This window comes from Streptomyces sp. NPDC030893, assembly GCF_055571535.1.
Map to the genome: position 1 here is coordinate 541,835 of NZ_JBVIFC010000002.1, position 15,524 is coordinate 557,358.

At 69.6% G+C, this 15,524-nt stretch carries 16 protein-coding genes; 7 read left to right on the top strand and 9 right to left on the bottom strand.

What is annotated here, in order from left to right:
* The 4 genes from ACZ434_RS07200 to hemL all read right to left on the bottom strand — a co-directional run bounded on the left by ACZ434_RS07200 (position 1) and on the right by hemL (position 4,193).
* Entirely contained in the window at positions 1–660 is a 660-nt protein-coding gene (locus ACZ434_RS07200; RefSeq protein WP_468452680.1) for a TlpA family protein disulfide reductase, read from the bottom strand.
* Between the two features lie 77 nt (positions 661–737).
* Complete coding sequence (locus ACZ434_RS07205) at positions 738–2,033, bottom strand: polysaccharide deacetylase family protein (protein ID WP_468452682.1); 1,296 nt, start codon at positions 2,031–2,033, stop codon at positions 738–740.
* A 154-nt stretch (positions 2,034–2,187) separates the two neighbouring features.
* Positions 2,188–2,880, bottom strand: coding sequence for a histidine phosphatase family protein (locus ACZ434_RS07210; RefSeq protein ID WP_468452684.1), 693 nt, complete (start codon positions 2,878–2,880; stop codon positions 2,188–2,190).
* Complete coding sequence (hemL, locus tag ACZ434_RS07215) at positions 2,877–4,193, bottom strand: glutamate-1-semialdehyde 2,1-aminomutase (protein ID WP_468452686.1); 1,317 nt, start codon at positions 4,191–4,193, stop codon at positions 2,877–2,879. The genes ACZ434_RS07210 and hemL overlap by 4 nt, the downstream gene beginning before the upstream one ends.
* Positions 4,194–4,668: 475 nt before the next feature.
* On the opposite strand from hemL, the gene ACZ434_RS07220 reads away from it, so the two are divergent.
* Entirely contained in the window at positions 4,669–5,106 is a 438-nt protein-coding gene (locus ACZ434_RS07220; RefSeq protein WP_003974483.1) for a hypothetical protein, read from the top strand.
* A gap of 67 nt (positions 5,107–5,173) precedes the next feature.
* On the opposite strand, the gene ACZ434_RS07225 is transcribed toward ACZ434_RS07220, so the two are convergent.
* Both ACZ434_RS07225 and ACZ434_RS07230 read right to left on the bottom strand, forming a co-directional pair.
* Complete coding sequence (locus tag ACZ434_RS07225) at positions 5,174–6,496, bottom strand: tyrosine-type recombinase/integrase (protein ID WP_468452942.1); 1,323 nt, start codon at positions 6,494–6,496, stop codon at positions 5,174–5,176.
* Between the two features lies 1 nt (position 6,497).
* Positions 6,498–6,794 carry a helix-turn-helix domain-containing protein gene (locus tag ACZ434_RS07230; protein WP_468452688.1) on the bottom strand — a complete coding sequence of 99 codons (297 nt, stop codon included), beginning with the start codon at positions 6,792–6,794 and terminating at the stop codon, positions 6,498–6,500.
* Positions 6,795–7,201: 407 nt separating this feature from the next.
* Here ACZ434_RS07230 and ACZ434_RS07235 point away from each other — a divergent pair, with 407 nt between their 5' ends.
* From ACZ434_RS07235 to ACZ434_RS07255, 5 genes are all read left to right on the top strand, one after another.
* On the top strand, positions 7,202–7,438 hold the full coding sequence (locus ACZ434_RS07235) for a helix-turn-helix transcriptional regulator (RefSeq protein WP_071528887.1): 237 nt from the start codon (positions 7,202–7,204) through the stop codon (positions 7,436–7,438).
* A gap of 143 nt (positions 7,439–7,581) precedes the next feature.
* Complete coding sequence (locus tag ACZ434_RS07240) at positions 7,582–8,838, top strand: DUF3631 domain-containing protein (RefSeq protein ID WP_468452690.1); 1,257 nt, start codon at positions 7,582–7,584, stop codon at positions 8,836–8,838.
* A 207-nt stretch (positions 8,839–9,045) separates the two neighbouring features.
* Positions 9,046–9,852, top strand: a complete 807-nt coding sequence (locus ACZ434_RS07245; RefSeq protein ID WP_468452692.1) for a DUF2637 domain-containing protein — start codon at positions 9,046–9,048, stop codon at positions 9,850–9,852.
* A gap of 236 nt (positions 9,853–10,088) precedes the next feature.
* Positions 10,089–10,607, top strand: coding sequence for a plasmid mobilization relaxosome protein MobC (gene mobC / locus ACZ434_RS07250; protein ID WP_468452694.1), 519 nt, complete (start codon positions 10,089–10,091; stop codon positions 10,605–10,607).
* Positions 10,604–12,313, top strand: coding sequence for a relaxase/mobilization nuclease domain-containing protein (locus ACZ434_RS07255; RefSeq protein WP_468452696.1), 1,710 nt, complete (start codon positions 10,604–10,606; stop codon positions 12,311–12,313). The genes mobC and ACZ434_RS07255 overlap by 4 nt, the downstream gene beginning before the upstream one ends.
* Here ACZ434_RS07255 and ACZ434_RS07260 read toward each other — a convergent pair whose 3' ends face one another.
* From ACZ434_RS07260 to ACZ434_RS07270, 3 genes are read right to left on the bottom strand one after another with little or no spacing between them, the layout of a single operon-like run.
* Positions 12,314–12,859, bottom strand: coding sequence for a flavoprotein (locus ACZ434_RS07260; RefSeq protein ID WP_468452698.1), 546 nt, complete (start codon positions 12,857–12,859; stop codon positions 12,314–12,316).
* Positions 12,856–13,140, bottom strand: a complete 285-nt coding sequence (locus tag ACZ434_RS07265; protein ID WP_468452700.1) for a DUF397 domain-containing protein — start codon at positions 13,138–13,140, stop codon at positions 12,856–12,858. Before ACZ434_RS07265 ends, ACZ434_RS07260 begins: the two co-directional genes overlap by 4 nt.
* Positions 13,137–14,018 carry a helix-turn-helix domain-containing protein gene (locus ACZ434_RS07270; RefSeq protein WP_468452702.1) on the bottom strand — a complete coding sequence of 294 codons (882 nt, stop codon included), beginning with the start codon at positions 14,016–14,018 and terminating at the stop codon, positions 13,137–13,139. Before ACZ434_RS07270 ends, ACZ434_RS07265 begins: the two co-directional genes overlap by 4 nt.
* Before the next feature lie 183 nt (positions 14,019–14,201).
* Between ACZ434_RS07270 and ACZ434_RS07275 the strand changes: the two genes are divergently transcribed.
* A complete protein-coding gene (locus ACZ434_RS07275) occupies positions 14,202–15,524 on the top strand; it encodes a hypothetical protein (RefSeq protein ID WP_468452704.1) in 1,323 nt (440 codons plus the stop codon).

Consider the following 15,524-nt stretch of genomic DNA (forward strand, 5'->3'; position numbering starts at 1 on the left):
TCACTTCTCCGCGACGACCGGCTCGAGCATCTTCAGCAGCCGCGTCTCGTCGAGCGCGGTCAGCGAGCGGGCCGCGACCCTCCCGTCCCGGTCCAGGACCAGGGTGGAGGGAATGGCCTGCGGGTTGAGGGTGCCCTTCTCGAAGCGGAGCATCAGCTTGCCCGTGGGGTCGTACAGGCTCGGGTAGGGGATGCCGAAGTCCTTCTCGAAGGCGAGGGCGGCCGTGGTGCTGCCGTCGCGTGTGTTGATGCCGACGAACTGCACGCCCTTGTCGGCGTAGTCCTCGGCCACCTTGGCGAAGTACTTCGCCTCCGCGCGGCACGGGTTGCACCAGGAGCCCCACACGTTGAGGACGACGACCTTGCCCTTGTAGTCGGCGACGTCGAGCTGCTCGCCCTCGAGCGTCTCGCCGGACAGCTCGGGCGCGGCGACGCGCTTGTCCTGGGCGACCGTGGAGATGCCGTCCTTGCCGGCCACGAAGTTGGTGTTGCCTCCCCCGCCCGAGGTGCCGCCCGACGTGCACGCCGAGACGAGCAGTGCGGTCGCGGCCGCGCCGGCGGCGAGGGCGGTGCGGCGGCGGACGCGGACGTCACGGGTGGCGCGGTTCGAGCTCTGCGGGGCCCGGTTCGAGCGCTGGGGGGCGCGGCTGGCGGCACTCATGTGAAAAGTTTCGCATGCCCGTTCTGGGGATCTTGCGCACCCCCCTGCGAGCGCCCCTCCCGGACGGAAACCGCATATCAGGCGGCGTTGCCCGTCCCCGTTCCGGCGGTGCCGGCGGGGTCCTCGGCGAACGCCTTCCAGCCGCCCGCCGGCTCCTGCCCCACGTCCAGGGTGCGCAGGCGCTCCAGGATCTCGGGCTTCTGCACGTCCAGCCAGTCGGTGAACTGCCGGAAGGAGACGAGCCTCACGTCACCGCCCTTCTCCTTCTCCCGCGCGATGTGCTTGAGCGCCTGTTCCACGGCGTCCATGTAGATGCCGCCGTTCCACTGCTCGAAGTGGTTGCCGATGAAGAAGGGCGCCCGGTTCGACTTGTATGCCCGCTTGAAGCCCGATATGTAGGCCCCGGCGGCCTGTTCGCGCCAGCCCGGGTAGTTGTGGGCGGGCGCCTTGGTCGTGTTGAGGGACTGGTTGGCGAGCATGTTGTAGTCCATCGACAGGACTTCGAAGGAACGTCCGGGGAAAGGTATCTGCTGGAGCGGAAGGTCCCATATGCCCTTCTTCTTCGCGGGCCACACCTGCCGCCCGCCGGGCGAGGACGCGTCGTAGCGCCAGCCCAGCTCGCGGGCCGTGGGCAGCAGCTTCTCCTGGCCGAGGAGGCAGGGCGTACGGCCGCCGACCAGTTCCTTGTCGTAGTCGAACGGCAGGGACTCCAGGTCGGTCCAGCCGGAGTTGGTCCGCCACTCCTTCACGAACGACTTGGCCTGCTCGATCTCGCTGCGCCACTGCCGCGGCGTCCAGTTGCCGACACTGCCGGAGCCGGCGCAGAAGTGACCGTTGAAGTGGGTGCCGATCTCGTGGCCCTCGAGCCAGGCGCGGCGGAGGTTCTTCAGCGTGTCCTTGATGTGGTCGTCGGTGAGGTAGCCGATGTCGGAGGCGCCGCGCGGGTTGTTCGGCGGGTCGTAGAGCCGCTTCTTCGACTCGGGGAGGAGGTACACGCCCGAGAGGAAGAAGGTCATGGCCGCGCCGTGCTCCTTGGCGAGGTCGAGGAAGCGCGGGAAGAGCCCGTTGCCGACCTCGCCGGCCCCGTCCCAGGAGAAGACGACGAACTGCGGGGGCGTCTGACCCGGCTCCAGCGGCACCGGCTTCTCCGGCTGGTGGGGCTGCTCGCCGGTGAAGGAGGTGGAACCGTCACCGATCGGCCGGGCCGTCTTCGTCGGCTTCGGCTTACCGGGCCGCTCGCCGGAGCGGGAACCGCCGCCGGGGGTCGCGCCGTCCGAGCCTGTGTGGCCGCCGCAGCCGGCCAGCGAGACGGCGGCGGCGGCACCGGCACCCGCGCCGAGCCCGAGCATTCCCCTGCGGGAGAGAGCACGCATGGCGTCCCCCTTCGTCACGTCCTCTGGATGGTCACTCACTCAGAGGACGTGATGGAGCGGGAGGTTCCCGCCAATTGCGGAGGTTTCGCAACGAAACCCCGGAAGGCCGTGACCTACCGGGGCTTACGTCCGTTGCACACCGAATGCCTCGGGGTCACGCCCCGAAGGCCTTGCCCTTCCCCTTCACCGGCCTGGCGCCCGCCAGCAGATGCGCGGGGACGAGATCGCGGGCCGGCTCGCTGTAGCCGACGGAGACGATCCTGTCCCCCCGGTAGGTGAACGAGGTCAGCGAGGCGAGCGTGCACTGCCGCCTGCGCGGGTCGTGCCACAGCCGCCGCTTCTCCACGTAGGACCGCACGATCCAGATCGGCAGCTGGTGGCTCACCAGCACCGCCTCGTGCCCGCGCGCCGCGTCCTTGGCCGCGTTCAGCGCGCCCATCATGCGGATCACCTGGTCGACGTACGGCTCGCCCCAGGACGGCTTGAACGGGTTGACGACGTGCTTCCAGTTGGCCGGGCGGCGCAGCGCGCCGTCGCCGATGCCGAAGGTCTTGCCCTGGAAGACGTTCTCCGCCTCGATCAGCCGCTCGTCGGTGGCGATGTCCAGGCCGTGCGCCTTGGCGATGGGCTCGGCCGTCTCCTGCGCCCGCTCCAGCGGGGAGGCGACGACATGCGTGATGTCACGGGGAGCGAGGTGCTCGCCGACCCGGTCGGCCATGCGCCGGCCCAGCTCGGAGAGGTGGTAGCCGGCCAGCCTGCCGTACAGGACACCGTCGGGGTTCTCGACCTCGCCGTGCCGCATCAGATGGACGACCGTGACGTCGTCGTCCTTGCGCGGGGCGCTCATGCCGTGGCCTCGGCTGCCGCGCGGGCCGCCGCCGGGAGGGCGTCGGCGATGCGCTGGACGGCCCGCTCGTCATGGGCCGTGGACACGAACCAGGACTCGAAGGCCGACGGCGGCAGGTAGACGCCACTCGCGAGGAGGGAGTGGAAGAACGCGGTGAAGCGGAACGACTCCTGGGCCTTGGCGTCGTCGTAGTTGCGCACCGCCCGGTCGGTGAAGAAGACGGAGAACATGTTGGAGGCGTTCTGCAGCGTGTGCGCGACGCCCTCCTTGGTCAGCGCCTCGGTGACGAGGGACCGGATCTGCGCCGAGACGGCGTTCACCTTCTCGTACGCGGCGTCGTCGAGCAGCCGCAGCTGGGCGAGCCCGGCGGCGGTGGCGACGGGGTTGCCGGAGAGGGTGCCGGCCTGGTAGACGGGCCCGGCGGGGGCGAGACGGCCCATCACGTCGGCGCGCCCGCCGAACGCCGCGGCCGGGAAGCCGCCGCCCATCACCTTGCCGAAGGTCATCAGGTCGGGCCGGACGCCGTCGACGCCGTACCAGCCCTCCCGGCTGGTACGGAACCCCGTCATCACCTCGTCGGAGATGTACAGCGCGCCGTTGGCGGCGCACGCGTCCTTCAGTCCCTGGTTGAACCCGGGCAGCGGCGGTACGACGCCCATGTTGCCCGGCGACGCCTCGGTGATCACGCAGGCGATCTCACCGGGGTGCGCGGCGAACGCGGCGTGCACGGCGTCGAGGTCGTTGTACGGCAGCACGATCGTGTCGCCGGCCTGCGCGCCGGTGACTCCGGGCGTGTCGGGGAGCGCGAAGGTGGCCACCCCGGAGCCGGCGGAGGCGAGCAGCGAGTCGACGTGACCGTGGTAGCAGCCCGCGAACTTGATCACCTTGGTGCGCTGCGTGAACCCGCGCGCGAGCCGGATCGCCGACATGGTGGCCTCGGTCCCGCTGGAGACGAGCCGCACCTGCTCCAGCGGCCCGATCCTCGCGACCATCTCCTCGGCGAGCGCGACCTCGCCCTCACCGGGCGTGCCGAAGGACGTGCCGCGCGCGACGGCCTCCTGCACGGCGGCGATCACCTCGGGGTGCGCGTGCCCGAGGATCATCGGCCCCCACGAGCAGACGAGGTCGACGTACTCACGCCCGTCGGCGTCGGTCAGATAGGGACCCGTTCCGGACACCATGAACCGGGGCGTGCCGCCGACGGCGCGGAAGGCGCGCACCGGGGAGTTCACACCACCGGGGGTGACGGCGGCGGCACGATCGAACAGCGCCTGCGAGGCTGGGGCTTCGTACGAATATGGCAGTTCGCTCATGACCTGCGACTTCTCCGACCTTCTCCGACGTCCCGGCCTCTCGCCGGGCTGCGGGTGCGTATGACTCGTCTCAGGGTAGGCCAGCCGCGGCCCCGGGCATCCGGCCCCCGATCCGCCGTGATCTGCGAAACTGTCCTCTGGTACACACAGCTCACACGGCCAGGGCGGCGGGAGGCTGCGAAGATCCCCCGGACAAGATGTTTCACCGCACGTTTCGGCGGGCGGCCGTGGGGGAGGTCACTGTCACGATGATCGGGTTGCGCGGCGGGGGCCACGCGTCCTAGAAAAGCAGTCGGGTGGAGATATGCATCGCGGTGGCGGACTGGGCGAGGGGACTGACGGCCTGGGTCCTCGACGTGCCCGGCGGGGAAGGCACCGGCGCGAGGCGGAGGACACGGACGAGACGCGCCGGACCCACGGCGAGCCGGAGCGGATCGACCCTCTGAGCGGGGCGGGGAGCAGGAATGGTGGTCGGGTGGGGGTGACGTACAAGTACTTCGGCGCGCCGGACGGCGCCACCGCGGCCCGTGTCCCGATCTCGATGCGTCCCGAGGAACTCGGCGGCGACGAGCTCGGCATGAACGGCATGTTCACCAAGATCAAGCCGGAAACCATGGCCGCCATGGTCCTCACCGGCATCGAAGGCGTCCCCCTGCACAAGGTCCCGCCCCTGGAACTGGTCGTCCTGCACCCCGACTACGCGGTCGTGAAGCTCCCCATGACGGTCGTCGACCCCCTGCGCGGCATCGGCGAGGAAGCGGTCGGCGCGGCGGCCTTCATCTGGTCCACCGTCCCCGACCGGGGCGGCCCGCGGGACGCGTTCAACGTGTACCAGCTGCTGCACGAGTGGCAGGACTTCAGCCACCGGCTGCATGAGGCGGGGCATCAGCCGTACTGCCTGGTGTGGCCCTGAGCTGGGGTTTCGTGAGAGTCGGGCGGGGTCTTCGGGCCTCGCCCTTTTGCGTGCCGGAGAGAGGCCGTCAGGCGGCCAGGGCACATTGAGGGCACATTGGATTCGCTGGGGGCGGTGATGTGCCCTGCGGCTCTCCGGTTTCCGGCGGCTCCGCGCCGGTGAAGGCGTCGTCGATCGCCTTGCGGGTCCGGCTCTCGCTGGACGGCAGCAGGTGTGTGTACGTCCGGAGCGTGAAGCCCGGGTCCGAGTGGCCGAGGTATTCGGAGAGCGCCTTGATGCTCTCCCCCGCGTCCAGGAGCACGGAGGCGTACGCGTGCCGGAGGGCGTGCATGCCGTCCTCCGGGGCCGCCTGGAGATACCTCGCCCCGCGCTTGCGAGGAGGGATCACTTCGGCGGCGACCAGGGCTCGTTTCCAGGCGCCCATGTTGAAGACGCTGCGGTTGTAGGCCCGGCCCTTCTCGTCGACGAAGAGCAGTCGGAAGGTCTTGGGCTCGCCGTCGGGCTTTGCCCAGGGCAGCGTGACCGCCGTGGGCGGAAATCGCCTCATGTGGGCCTTGAGGGCAGTGGAAAGCTGAGCCGACAGCGGCACTGACCGGATCCGGTTGCCCTTGGGCAGAGCGAAAACCGGCTTCGTGCCGACGAGCCGCACCTGGCGGTTGACGTGGATCCAGCCGCCCTTGAAGTCGATGTCCTCGACGGCGAAGCCGAAGATCTCTCCCTGCCGCAGGCCGCAGCCGAAGGCGAGCTTGCCGCCGGCCTGGAAGCGTTCGGGCAACCCGGCGATGACGGCACGCACGCGCTCCAGGGACCAGGGGACGATCTTCTTCTTGGTCGCGGTCGGCAGCTTGACCGACTTCGACTTGCACGGGTTCTTCGGCAGCAGTCCGTCCTCCACGGCCATGCCGAGGATGCTGGAGAGGACGTCGAAGATGCCCTCGATCGTCGACACCTCGAAGCCGCCGTCCTGCAGTGTGCGGATCCAGCCCTGAACGACCGAGGGCTTGTTCAAGGACCGCAGCTCGCGCCGGCCGAGGTGGGCCACGATGTGGTTGCGGACGGTGGCCTCGTAGCGGAGGGCCGTGGTCGGGCCGACCGAGTTCGCGTCGAGCCACCTCTGGGCGTAGGCGCCGAGCGTCTGCTTCGTCTCGGCGGGAACAACGTAGCTGCCGCTCCGGATCTCGACGTCGACCTCGGCCGCCCGTTTGTCGGCCTCGGCCCTCGTGTGGAAGTTCTCCTTGCGCTGGTGGCCGTCCAGGTCCCGGTACCGGACCTGCCAGCGCTTCCCGGTCCCGTGGTCAGAGGTCGGAACCATCCGCCGGGTGCGGCTCTTGTGCTCGCTGCACTGGGTGTCGTCCGGCTTGGGATGGGACTTGTGCCAGCGGTCGTACACGTCAGCCAAGGAGGGCCTCCCGGGCTCCGCCGCAGGCGTCTGCGGCGGAGTGACGAGGATGGGCGAGCCGGGCCCCAGTAGGCAGCAGATCCGCCGGCGGGACACCGAGGGCTGCGGCTATCAGGACGAGATCGTCGATGTCGCAGCGCCGATGGGCGCGCTCCGTGCGACTGACCGCGGTGTTGGTCATCGGGCGGCCCATCGCGGTGCAGCGGGCGGCCAGTTGATGCTGGGTGAGGCCGAGCGCCAGCCGCATGCGCTCGATGGCGCGGGCGGTATGCAGGCCGGCGGGGCCCATTTCAAGAGGTCTAGTTGCCATAACAGGTAGCTGTAACTTGCAGCCGAAGCCTTTGGCAAGAGTTGGTTCTTAAACCCTACAGAAGTCGCTTCCCACCGGATCCACAATCGCCCCGACTAACGCCTGCCATACGGTACTGGAAAGGCTGCGTCGCCGACTCCGCTCGCCGGAAATCGAGCGCACTATAGCTGACTTCATCCTTCGCCGATGGGGCACCACCTGCCCGTACGAACCACCCGCCACCCTGGCGCCGACTTTTTGGTCAACCGCCAATTCGCCCTTACGGTATTGCCTCCCGTGCTCACCAACGGGAACTTCTGGAGTCTTCTAGAACCAACTCTGGACTTCTCCGCCCAGGGTGTGGCTGTGTTGTCCACGCAGTTGTCCGAAACCGAAAAGGGAGCCCTATGCCGAGCCTTTCCCCCCGTCCCGCCCGCGCCACCGCCGACGCCTCCCGACGCGGCCCCCTGGCCACCCCGGCGGAAGTCGCCGAGTACCTCGGGGTGCCGGTCAAGACGCTCTACCAGTGGAAGTACCGGGGCATCGGCCCGAACGTGCACAAGGTCGGCCGCCACCTGCGCTACCGCTGGACCGAGGTGGACGCCTGGCTCAATGCCCAGGCCGCGTACGACCTGGCGGTCTGAGAACCCTTCACGGGAAGCGAAGCGGCTCCCGGCGAGCCACCGCCGGGAGCCGCGCGGCCCCTTCCCCCATCGCCCCTTGCCAGAAAACGATCTGTCTTGGTGAGCCGGACCTTGCCCGTCCGGCTCACCGGGGAGGAACGCCTGTGGACGAATCTACGACCTCTCACACCCCCACCGCACCCGCCGTCACCCCGTCTTGGCCACCCGTGGCCATCCCCGGCCAGGGCCTGGCGTCCGATCCCTCATCCAGCGAGCGTGATCGGACCGACAGCTCCAACGAGGGCGCCGGCCTGCTGGACGAGCTGCGCGCAGCGATCGCCCGGTACGTGATCCTGCCCAGTGGCGAGGCCCTGACCGCCGTCACGCTGTGGGTGGCGGCCACGCACCTCCAGCCCGCGCTGCAGCACGCTCCGCGCCTGGCGGTGGTCGGGCCGGCGAAGCGGTGCGGCAAGTCCCGCCTGCTGGACGTGATCACGGAGACGGCGCATGACCCGCTGATCACCGTGAACACCAGCCCGGCTGTCGTCTTCCGTGCCATCGGTGACGACCCGCCCACTCTGCTGGTGGACGAGGCCGACACCATCTTCGGCAGCATCAAGGCCGCCGAGAAGAACGAGGAGCTGCGCGGCCTGCTCAACGCCGGCCACCAGCGCAACCGGCCCGCCCTGCGGATCTCCGGCCCCGAGCACAAGACGCGGAAGTTCCCCACCTTCGCCATGGCCGCGCTCGCCGGCATCGGCGCCCTGCCGGACACGGTCATGGACCGGGCGGTGGTTATCCGCATGCAACGCCGCAAGGACGGCGAGCGCGTCGAGCAGTTCCGCTCCCGCCGCGACATCCCAGCCCTGCACGCCCTGCGGGACCGCCTGGCGGCCTGGATCCGTCCGCTCATGGACACCGCCGCGGACCTGGTACCGCGGATGCCGGTGCAGGACCGGGCGGCGGACACCTGGGAACCGCTCGTGATCGTCGCGGAGCTGGCCGGCGGCACCTGGCCCGAGGACGCGCGCGCTGCCTGTGTGGCCATGTGCGCCGCCGAGGCGGACAAGGACGACGAGTCCAACCTCAAGACCCGCCTGCTGCAGGACATCCGGCGCGCCTTCGCCCGCTGCGGCGACCCGGACATCATGCGCACCCGGGACCTGCTGGAGGAGCTTCTCAAGGACCAGGAGGCTCCGTGGGCCGAGTACGGCACCACCGGCCTCAGCCCACGCCATCTTGGGCTCCTTCTGAAGGACTTCGACATCAAGGCCGCCACCCTCCGCTTCGAGGGCGGCAGGCAGGCCAAGGGCTTCGCCCGGCTCCGCTTCACCGACGCCTGGGCGCGGTACTGCCCGGAGGAGTCCGCCTCCGAGAACGGTGACGAGAGCGCCCCGACAGGCCCGGACCCGCACCCGTAAAGACTCGTCGCACCCGTCGCATCGCAGGTCAACCCCGTGACGGGTGTCGTCGCTGCGACGAGTCGTCTCGTACCACGACGATCACCCGTACCTGCTCTGACCAGCCGTGCGACGGGTGCGACGGGTCCGCCACCTCGCTGCCCACCAGCCCTCCCTGCTTGGAGCACCCGCTTGCCTGCACGCACCACCACGGCCCCCGTGCCGTTGATGACCGCCGCGATCCGCCTGGGAGTCGCTCTGGTCGGCACGATCGGCTTCGCTCTCTCGTACGACGCCCTGCGACAGATGGCAGTGGCGATCCACATCCGCGGGGTGCTGACGTACGCCTTCCCGCTCGTGATCGACGGGTTCATCGCCATCGGCGTCGCGGCCCTGCTCATCCTGCGCGCCGCCCCCTGGCGCTCCCGCCTCTACGTCTGGGCCCTCGTCGGCGTCGCCACCATCACGAGCATCTGGGCGAACGCCCTGCACGCCGTCCGTCTCAACCAGGAGAGCGACGCCGCCGGGCTCCACCTGGACGACGTCACCGTCGGCGCCTTGTCGGCCATCGCCCCGCTCGCGCTCGCCGGAGCCGTCCACCTGGATCTCGTCATCCGCCGCCACCCCACTGGACGGCACTCGACTGAACCGGTCAGTGCTCAGCGCCACACTCACGTCGAGGACTTGCTGCGGTCCTCTCCGGACAGCGACACGGCCGATGCCTCAAAGGATGCGGCACAAGCACGGCCCGAAGTTGTGGCGGAGGACATCGCGGACGTGGCGGACCCCCCGGCCGAAGTGGCGGATGTGCGTCAGCCCCACAGCCCGATCAAGGGTCGGCAGCCCAGCGCTTCCACGGAAACGCTCCTGGCTCTCGGCCGCGCCGCGCCCCTGGGCCGCCAAGGACGTGTCTCCCGCCGCCACGTCGAAGCGGCGATCCGAGCCCAGGGCCACCCCGTCGGCAAAGACCGCCTCACCGAGATCACACGCCGTCTGCAGGCCGAACTCGACCGTACGCCCGAGCACGTCTCTTAGCGCGCTGACCGGTCGGTACCGCCCGTCATCGCGCTGCTCAGCGAGTGGACAAGGAGCGGAGCCGACCACCCCAGGCACATCCCGTCCGCCGACTCCTAGTAAGGACTGCCCCGATGCACGAAGCCCGACGTGAGCTGCCCGCCGGACAGCGGGAGATGACCACAAGCGTCACCCAGCCAGCAAGGTATGCCGTTGGACCGTCCAAAGGGCGGTCCCACGGGAGTTCCGCCCCGGGGGTGGCGGAGACCCACGGGCGCCAGGGGGCACCCGAGGAAGGACAACGCGTCCAGGCCACCCCCGTCGTTCTGCCTCGTGCCGCCGAAACCGCCGCCCTGCACCGCATCGCCCGCCGCCGCAGGCGCAAAGACACCCAGCGCAAGGAGCGCGTCGACGTGCGCTACAGCGTCGAAGAGAAGAGCGCCATCCTCGCCAAGGCCCGGTCGCTCAACATCGCCGGCGCCCACTACGTCGGCGCCGTCGTTATGGCCCACATCCACGGCGACCTCGCCCTGCCCGGCCAGCGCACCCCGCTGGACGACTACATCGACGAGCTGACCGCCCTGCGCGAGCAGATCGCCAAGATCGGCAACAACGCCAACCAGATCGCCCGGAGACTCAACTCCGGCGGCCATCCACACCCTGGGGATACCGCCACCCTCGCCCAGACCGAACGCACCCTGAACGCGGTCCGTGCTGCCATCAGCGAGATCGCGGCAGCGGCGAACCAGACGGTCACCAGGAAGGCAGCCAGGTGATCGCCAAGATCAGTAGCGGCAAGGACACGGCCGGCCTGATCCGCTACCTGTTCGACGCCAAGAAGGCCAAAGACCACACCGACCCACACCTCGTCGCTTCCTGGGACGGCTTCGCTCCCGACCCCGGCCGCACGGACGACTTCACCGCCACGAAGAGGCTGCTGGTGGCCGACCTCGACCTGCGCGTCAAGCAAGCCCGCCGCCTCGGCCGCGCACCCGAGCGCCACGTCTGGCACTGCTCCCTCCGCACAGCCACGACCGACCGCCACCTCAGCGATGAGGAGTGGGCCGACATAGCCCGCCGCGTCCTGGCCGCCACTGGCATCGCGCCACAAAACGACCCGGACGGCTGCCGCTGGGTCGCCGTCCGTCACGCCCCCGACCACATCCACATCGCCGCCACCAAGGTCCGCGGCGACCTGAGCACCGCACGCTACTGGAACGACTACCTCACCGCCGACCGTGAACTCGCCGCCATCGAAAAGGAATACGGCCTCTTCCAAGTCGCCCGCGGAGACCGCACCGCCGCCAAGCGCCCCACCCGCGCCGAACAGGAAAGGGCACACCGCCAGGGCCAGGAGAAGCCGGCTCGCGAACGCCTGCGCACCATCGTCCGCACCGCCGTGGCCGCCACCACCAGCACCGACGAGTTCATCGGCCTGCTCAGCCACACCGAGGGCGTGCTGGTCGAAGTCGTGTACTTCCCTTCTGGCGATGTGCGTGGCTACAAGGTCGCCAGCGAAGACACCACCACGGCAGGCAGGCAACCGATCTGGTTCTCCGGCTCCGAACTCGCGCCGGACCTGTCCTTCCCCAAGATCCGAGCACGCCTGGAGGCCACCGACCCGCAGCCCGCCGACGGGCCGGGGAGGCGCAGGCCCAACCCTTGGCACCGGGCAACCGCAGCCGCCGAACGCATCCCCCACCACCTCAGCGGATACGACGACCGAGCCTCCCAGGCCCACCTCGCCGCCTTCGGTGAAGCTCTCGACGCCCTGCCCCTCCTCGCTCCCGCACCCCTCCGCGCCCAGCTCCGCGAGGCAGCTTCCGCTTTCGAGCGCGCCACCCGATCCCGCGTCCAGGCCGAACACCATCACGCCCGCGCCCTGCGAAGCGCCGCACGGGCGATGCTCCGCGAGCCCGCCCCCGGGGACGGCACGGCTCTGGCGATGCTCCTCGACGTCGCGATCCTCGTCACCGTCGCGGCCACTCGCTGGCACCAGCTCCGCCACCACGACCAGCAGGTCACCGCCGCGCAGCAGGCCCTGCTCCACCTCCAAGCCGCCTACGACGAGGCAGCAGGCGCGCCCCTGACCGCTCTTGTCCAGCATCGACCGCCCCAACAGGCGGTGAACCGGTACATGCGCTACATCCGCCGGGCCCTGCCCGAGCACGCGGAACAGGTCCTGTCAGACCCCGCTGTCGACGCCCTCACCGCCGCGCTCGCCGAAGCGGAAGCACTCGGCCACGACCCGGAGCGACTCCTCAAGCAGGCGGTCGACCAACGAGCCCTGAACGACGCCCGCTCCCCCGCCAGGACCTTGACCTGGAGAGCGCAGCGCCTTATCGCACGACCCGCGCCCAGCGACCGTGCAGTACAGGGCCGCAGCACAGTGCAGGCCGAAAGGTCACCACGACCCAACCCGTCGGCCCACGAAGCATCTGCGGTCGCACCCCCGCGACCGCCGCAGGCACGAAGGCGCTGATCACGACCGCGTGGACAGCCTGGGAGCGAGCAGTTCCAGCACTTCCTCCCAGCGGTAGCGGTCGGGCCCGCCGCCAGCCTTCGGCCGGTGAGGCTCGTAGGAGCCGATCAGGACACCCATCTCGCGCAACACGTCCAGGCTCCGGCGGTATGCCGGATGGGCAGCCTGGGCGGAGTTCAGGTACGGCAGCACGGTGACGGGAACACCCATGGCGGGTGCCTCGCACAGGATCGCCAGCGCGAGGTTGTCGGAGATCCCGGCGGCCCACTTGTTGACCGTGTTGAACGTGGCCGGGGCGACCGCGATGGCATCAGCAGTACGGCTCGGGCGCGGCTCCCCCGGTGACCGCCAGGCCGAGCGGATGGGGCGGCCGGTCTGGGCTTCAACCGCCGCCGCGTCAAGGAAGCCGAGCCCTTGCGGGGTGGCCACGACGCCGACGTCCCAGTGCCGCTCCTGGGCTGCCGTGATCAGTCGGCCGACATCGGCGGCGACCCAGGCCGCGCAGACCACGATCTGCAGGAACGGCTTGTCGTGCTGGTCACTCACGCGGGCACTCCCAAGTGGCTGCTGACACGGTGCACGTGCGGATTGGTCAGGGTTTCAGCCGACGCAAGTTCGCCGTCCGTGTAAAGGCCCAGCAGATCATCCAGGGCGGAGCGGCTGAGAATCACCGGTGACAGTTCAAGGTCTTTTGAGTCGCGTACCGCTGCGTACGCACCGAGGTCGGCGATCTCGACGCAATCGTTGGCGCCGCCGCTGTAGGAACTCTTGCGCCAGCGCGCCTTCTGAAGTTCCTCGGCGTGGAGGCGGGGCGGGGGCGTGCTCACGGTTCGAGCTCCTCGGCGGTGCGGGTGAGATGGGTACGGGTCTCGGCGGGGCTGAGGGCCGAGGCCCTGAGCTGGTCGAAGATGTACGTGTAGTTCTGGATGTCGCTCTCGGACTCCAGGTACACGGAGTTGTTGGGGTTCTCCAGCCAGACCAGCGGTGCCGTGGGCTGGGGGAAGGTGAGGATGACGAATGGCCCGTAGAGGCCGGGGTGGGCGCCGGCGGAGAACGGGAGAAGTTGGATGGTGACGTTGGGCTGCTCGCCGGCCTGGACAAGGTGGGCGAACTGCTGGCGCATCACGGCGGGAGAGCCGATAACCCGGTGGAGGACGGCTTCGTCCAGGACGGCCCACAGGTCGGTGGAATGCTCGCCGGACAGGCGGCTTTCCTGGCGTCCCATCCGTACCTTGACCAAGGCGTCCACCTGGACAGAAGTGAGTTCGGGACGCATCTGGGCGATGACTGCGCGAGCGTAGTCCTCCGTCTGAAGCAGGCCGGGAACGAGCAGGGGCTGGTAGTTGGCCAGCCCGATGGCACCTGCCTCCAGGGCGAGGTAACCGTCGTAGCGGGTCGGGGTGAGAACCGTGGAGTACTTCCGCCACCAGGGCTTCTGCTGTTCCTTGTCGGCACGCACCAGGTCGAGGATGTCGTCACGCAGTTCGGTGTCGGCGACGGCGTAGCAGTCGAGGAGGGCCCGGACCAGTATCGGGGTGGTGCCGCGCTCGCCGGTTTCGATCCGGCTGAGAGACCCCTGGTTGACCTCGATCTGTTTCGACACCTCGGTGAGGGTCAGGCCGGACGCCTCCCTTAACTCGCGCAGCCGTGTGGCGAGCTGGCGTCGGTAGACCGACTGAGGGACCAGCTTCCTCTTCAGTGCCATGAAGGCAGTCTGTCCATCCACCCGTTGGCGGACAACCCGAACGGGCCAACTTAGCCAGACATATTGCCTAGTTGCGCTTTGCGTCGGCACTCTTGCGTAGGACATCCCGTACGCCGCACGGTCCGGCGTGCGTGCCGTTTGCCGAGGAGCCCATGGTTCCGCCGACGTGTTGGGAGGTCTTCCATGCCCCGGAACACGCTGCTTCGGCAGTTACTCGAAGAGCGCCACCTCACGACTTACACGGCATTCGAGGTGCAATTCTCCCGCGCGGCCAAGAACCTGGCCAAGCAGGCGGATGACCCTCGGCTGGCCTCGGTCGCGGTCTCATCGCGGCAGTTCGACCGGTGGATGAGTGGGGAACTGAAGCAGCTTCCCCGCCCGGACACGTGCCGCATTCTGGAGGAGCTGCTGGGCAGGACTGCCCGCGACCTGTTCGCTTTGCCCTCGGCCTATCCACCGTCCGCCCCGGAACCCCTACCTGCGGACGTTCCACCTTCTCCCCAGCCCGGCCCGACCGCCCCCGCCGACGACCCGACGGACATTGTCGCCCGAGCCCGCCAGCTGGCCTCCGGCAACGTCGACCAGACCACTCTGTCCTTTCTCGCCTCCCGGATCGAGGGAATCACCGAGCGGTACGAGAAGGACGGACCGGACGGCCTGTGGGGACAGACGAACAGCCTGCGCAGCATGGGGCACACCCTGCTCGCCGGTCAGCAACCTCCGTCCGCACGCAGGGAACTGTTCCGGATCACCGCACGCGCCGGCGGACTGCTCGGCTACATGGCGGTGAACACCGGCGCGTTTCCCCTGGCTGAGGCGTACTGCGCCGAAGCGCTGGAACTGAGCCGGGCAATCGGCGATCTCGACACCGAGATGTGGGCCTGCGGCACCCAGTCCTTCGCGGCGTACTACGCAGGCCGTTACGACGAGGCCGACGCGCGGGCCGCCGCCGCGGTGGACCGGGCGCCGAACCACCCGCAGGCCATCCGGCTACTGGTCAACGGCCGGGCCCGGGCGCTCGGCAAGCTCAGTGACCGGAACCAGGCCGAGCGGGCCATCGGGCGGGCGCTGGAGCTCTCCGACCGGCATGACGTGCCCCCCGGCCTGACCTCCTGCATCTCCTTCTTGCCGTATGGGCGGGCCCGCACCCTGGCCAATGCACTGACCGCCCGTGTCGCTCTGCAGGACACCGGGCACGTGCTGCGGGACGCCGAGGACCTCGACGACCTGGTCGAGAGCTCCGACTCCGCGTGGAGTCGCTCGCTGGTCCGCCTCGACGTGGCCACCGCGGTGCTTCAACAGCGAGCACCGGACGTGGAGCACGCCATGTCCCTCGGGCAACAGGCGATCACTTTGGCCAGCCCGCTGCCGATCAGCTCGGTGCGGCAACGTTCCCGGGACCTGTACGAGCGAGCAGCCCCTTGGCGGTCCCGGCCAGCGGTGCGCGAGTATGGCGAACAGCTCCGCGCCTGGGGCCGTCAGCTCCCGCCTGCCGAGGCGGGGTGA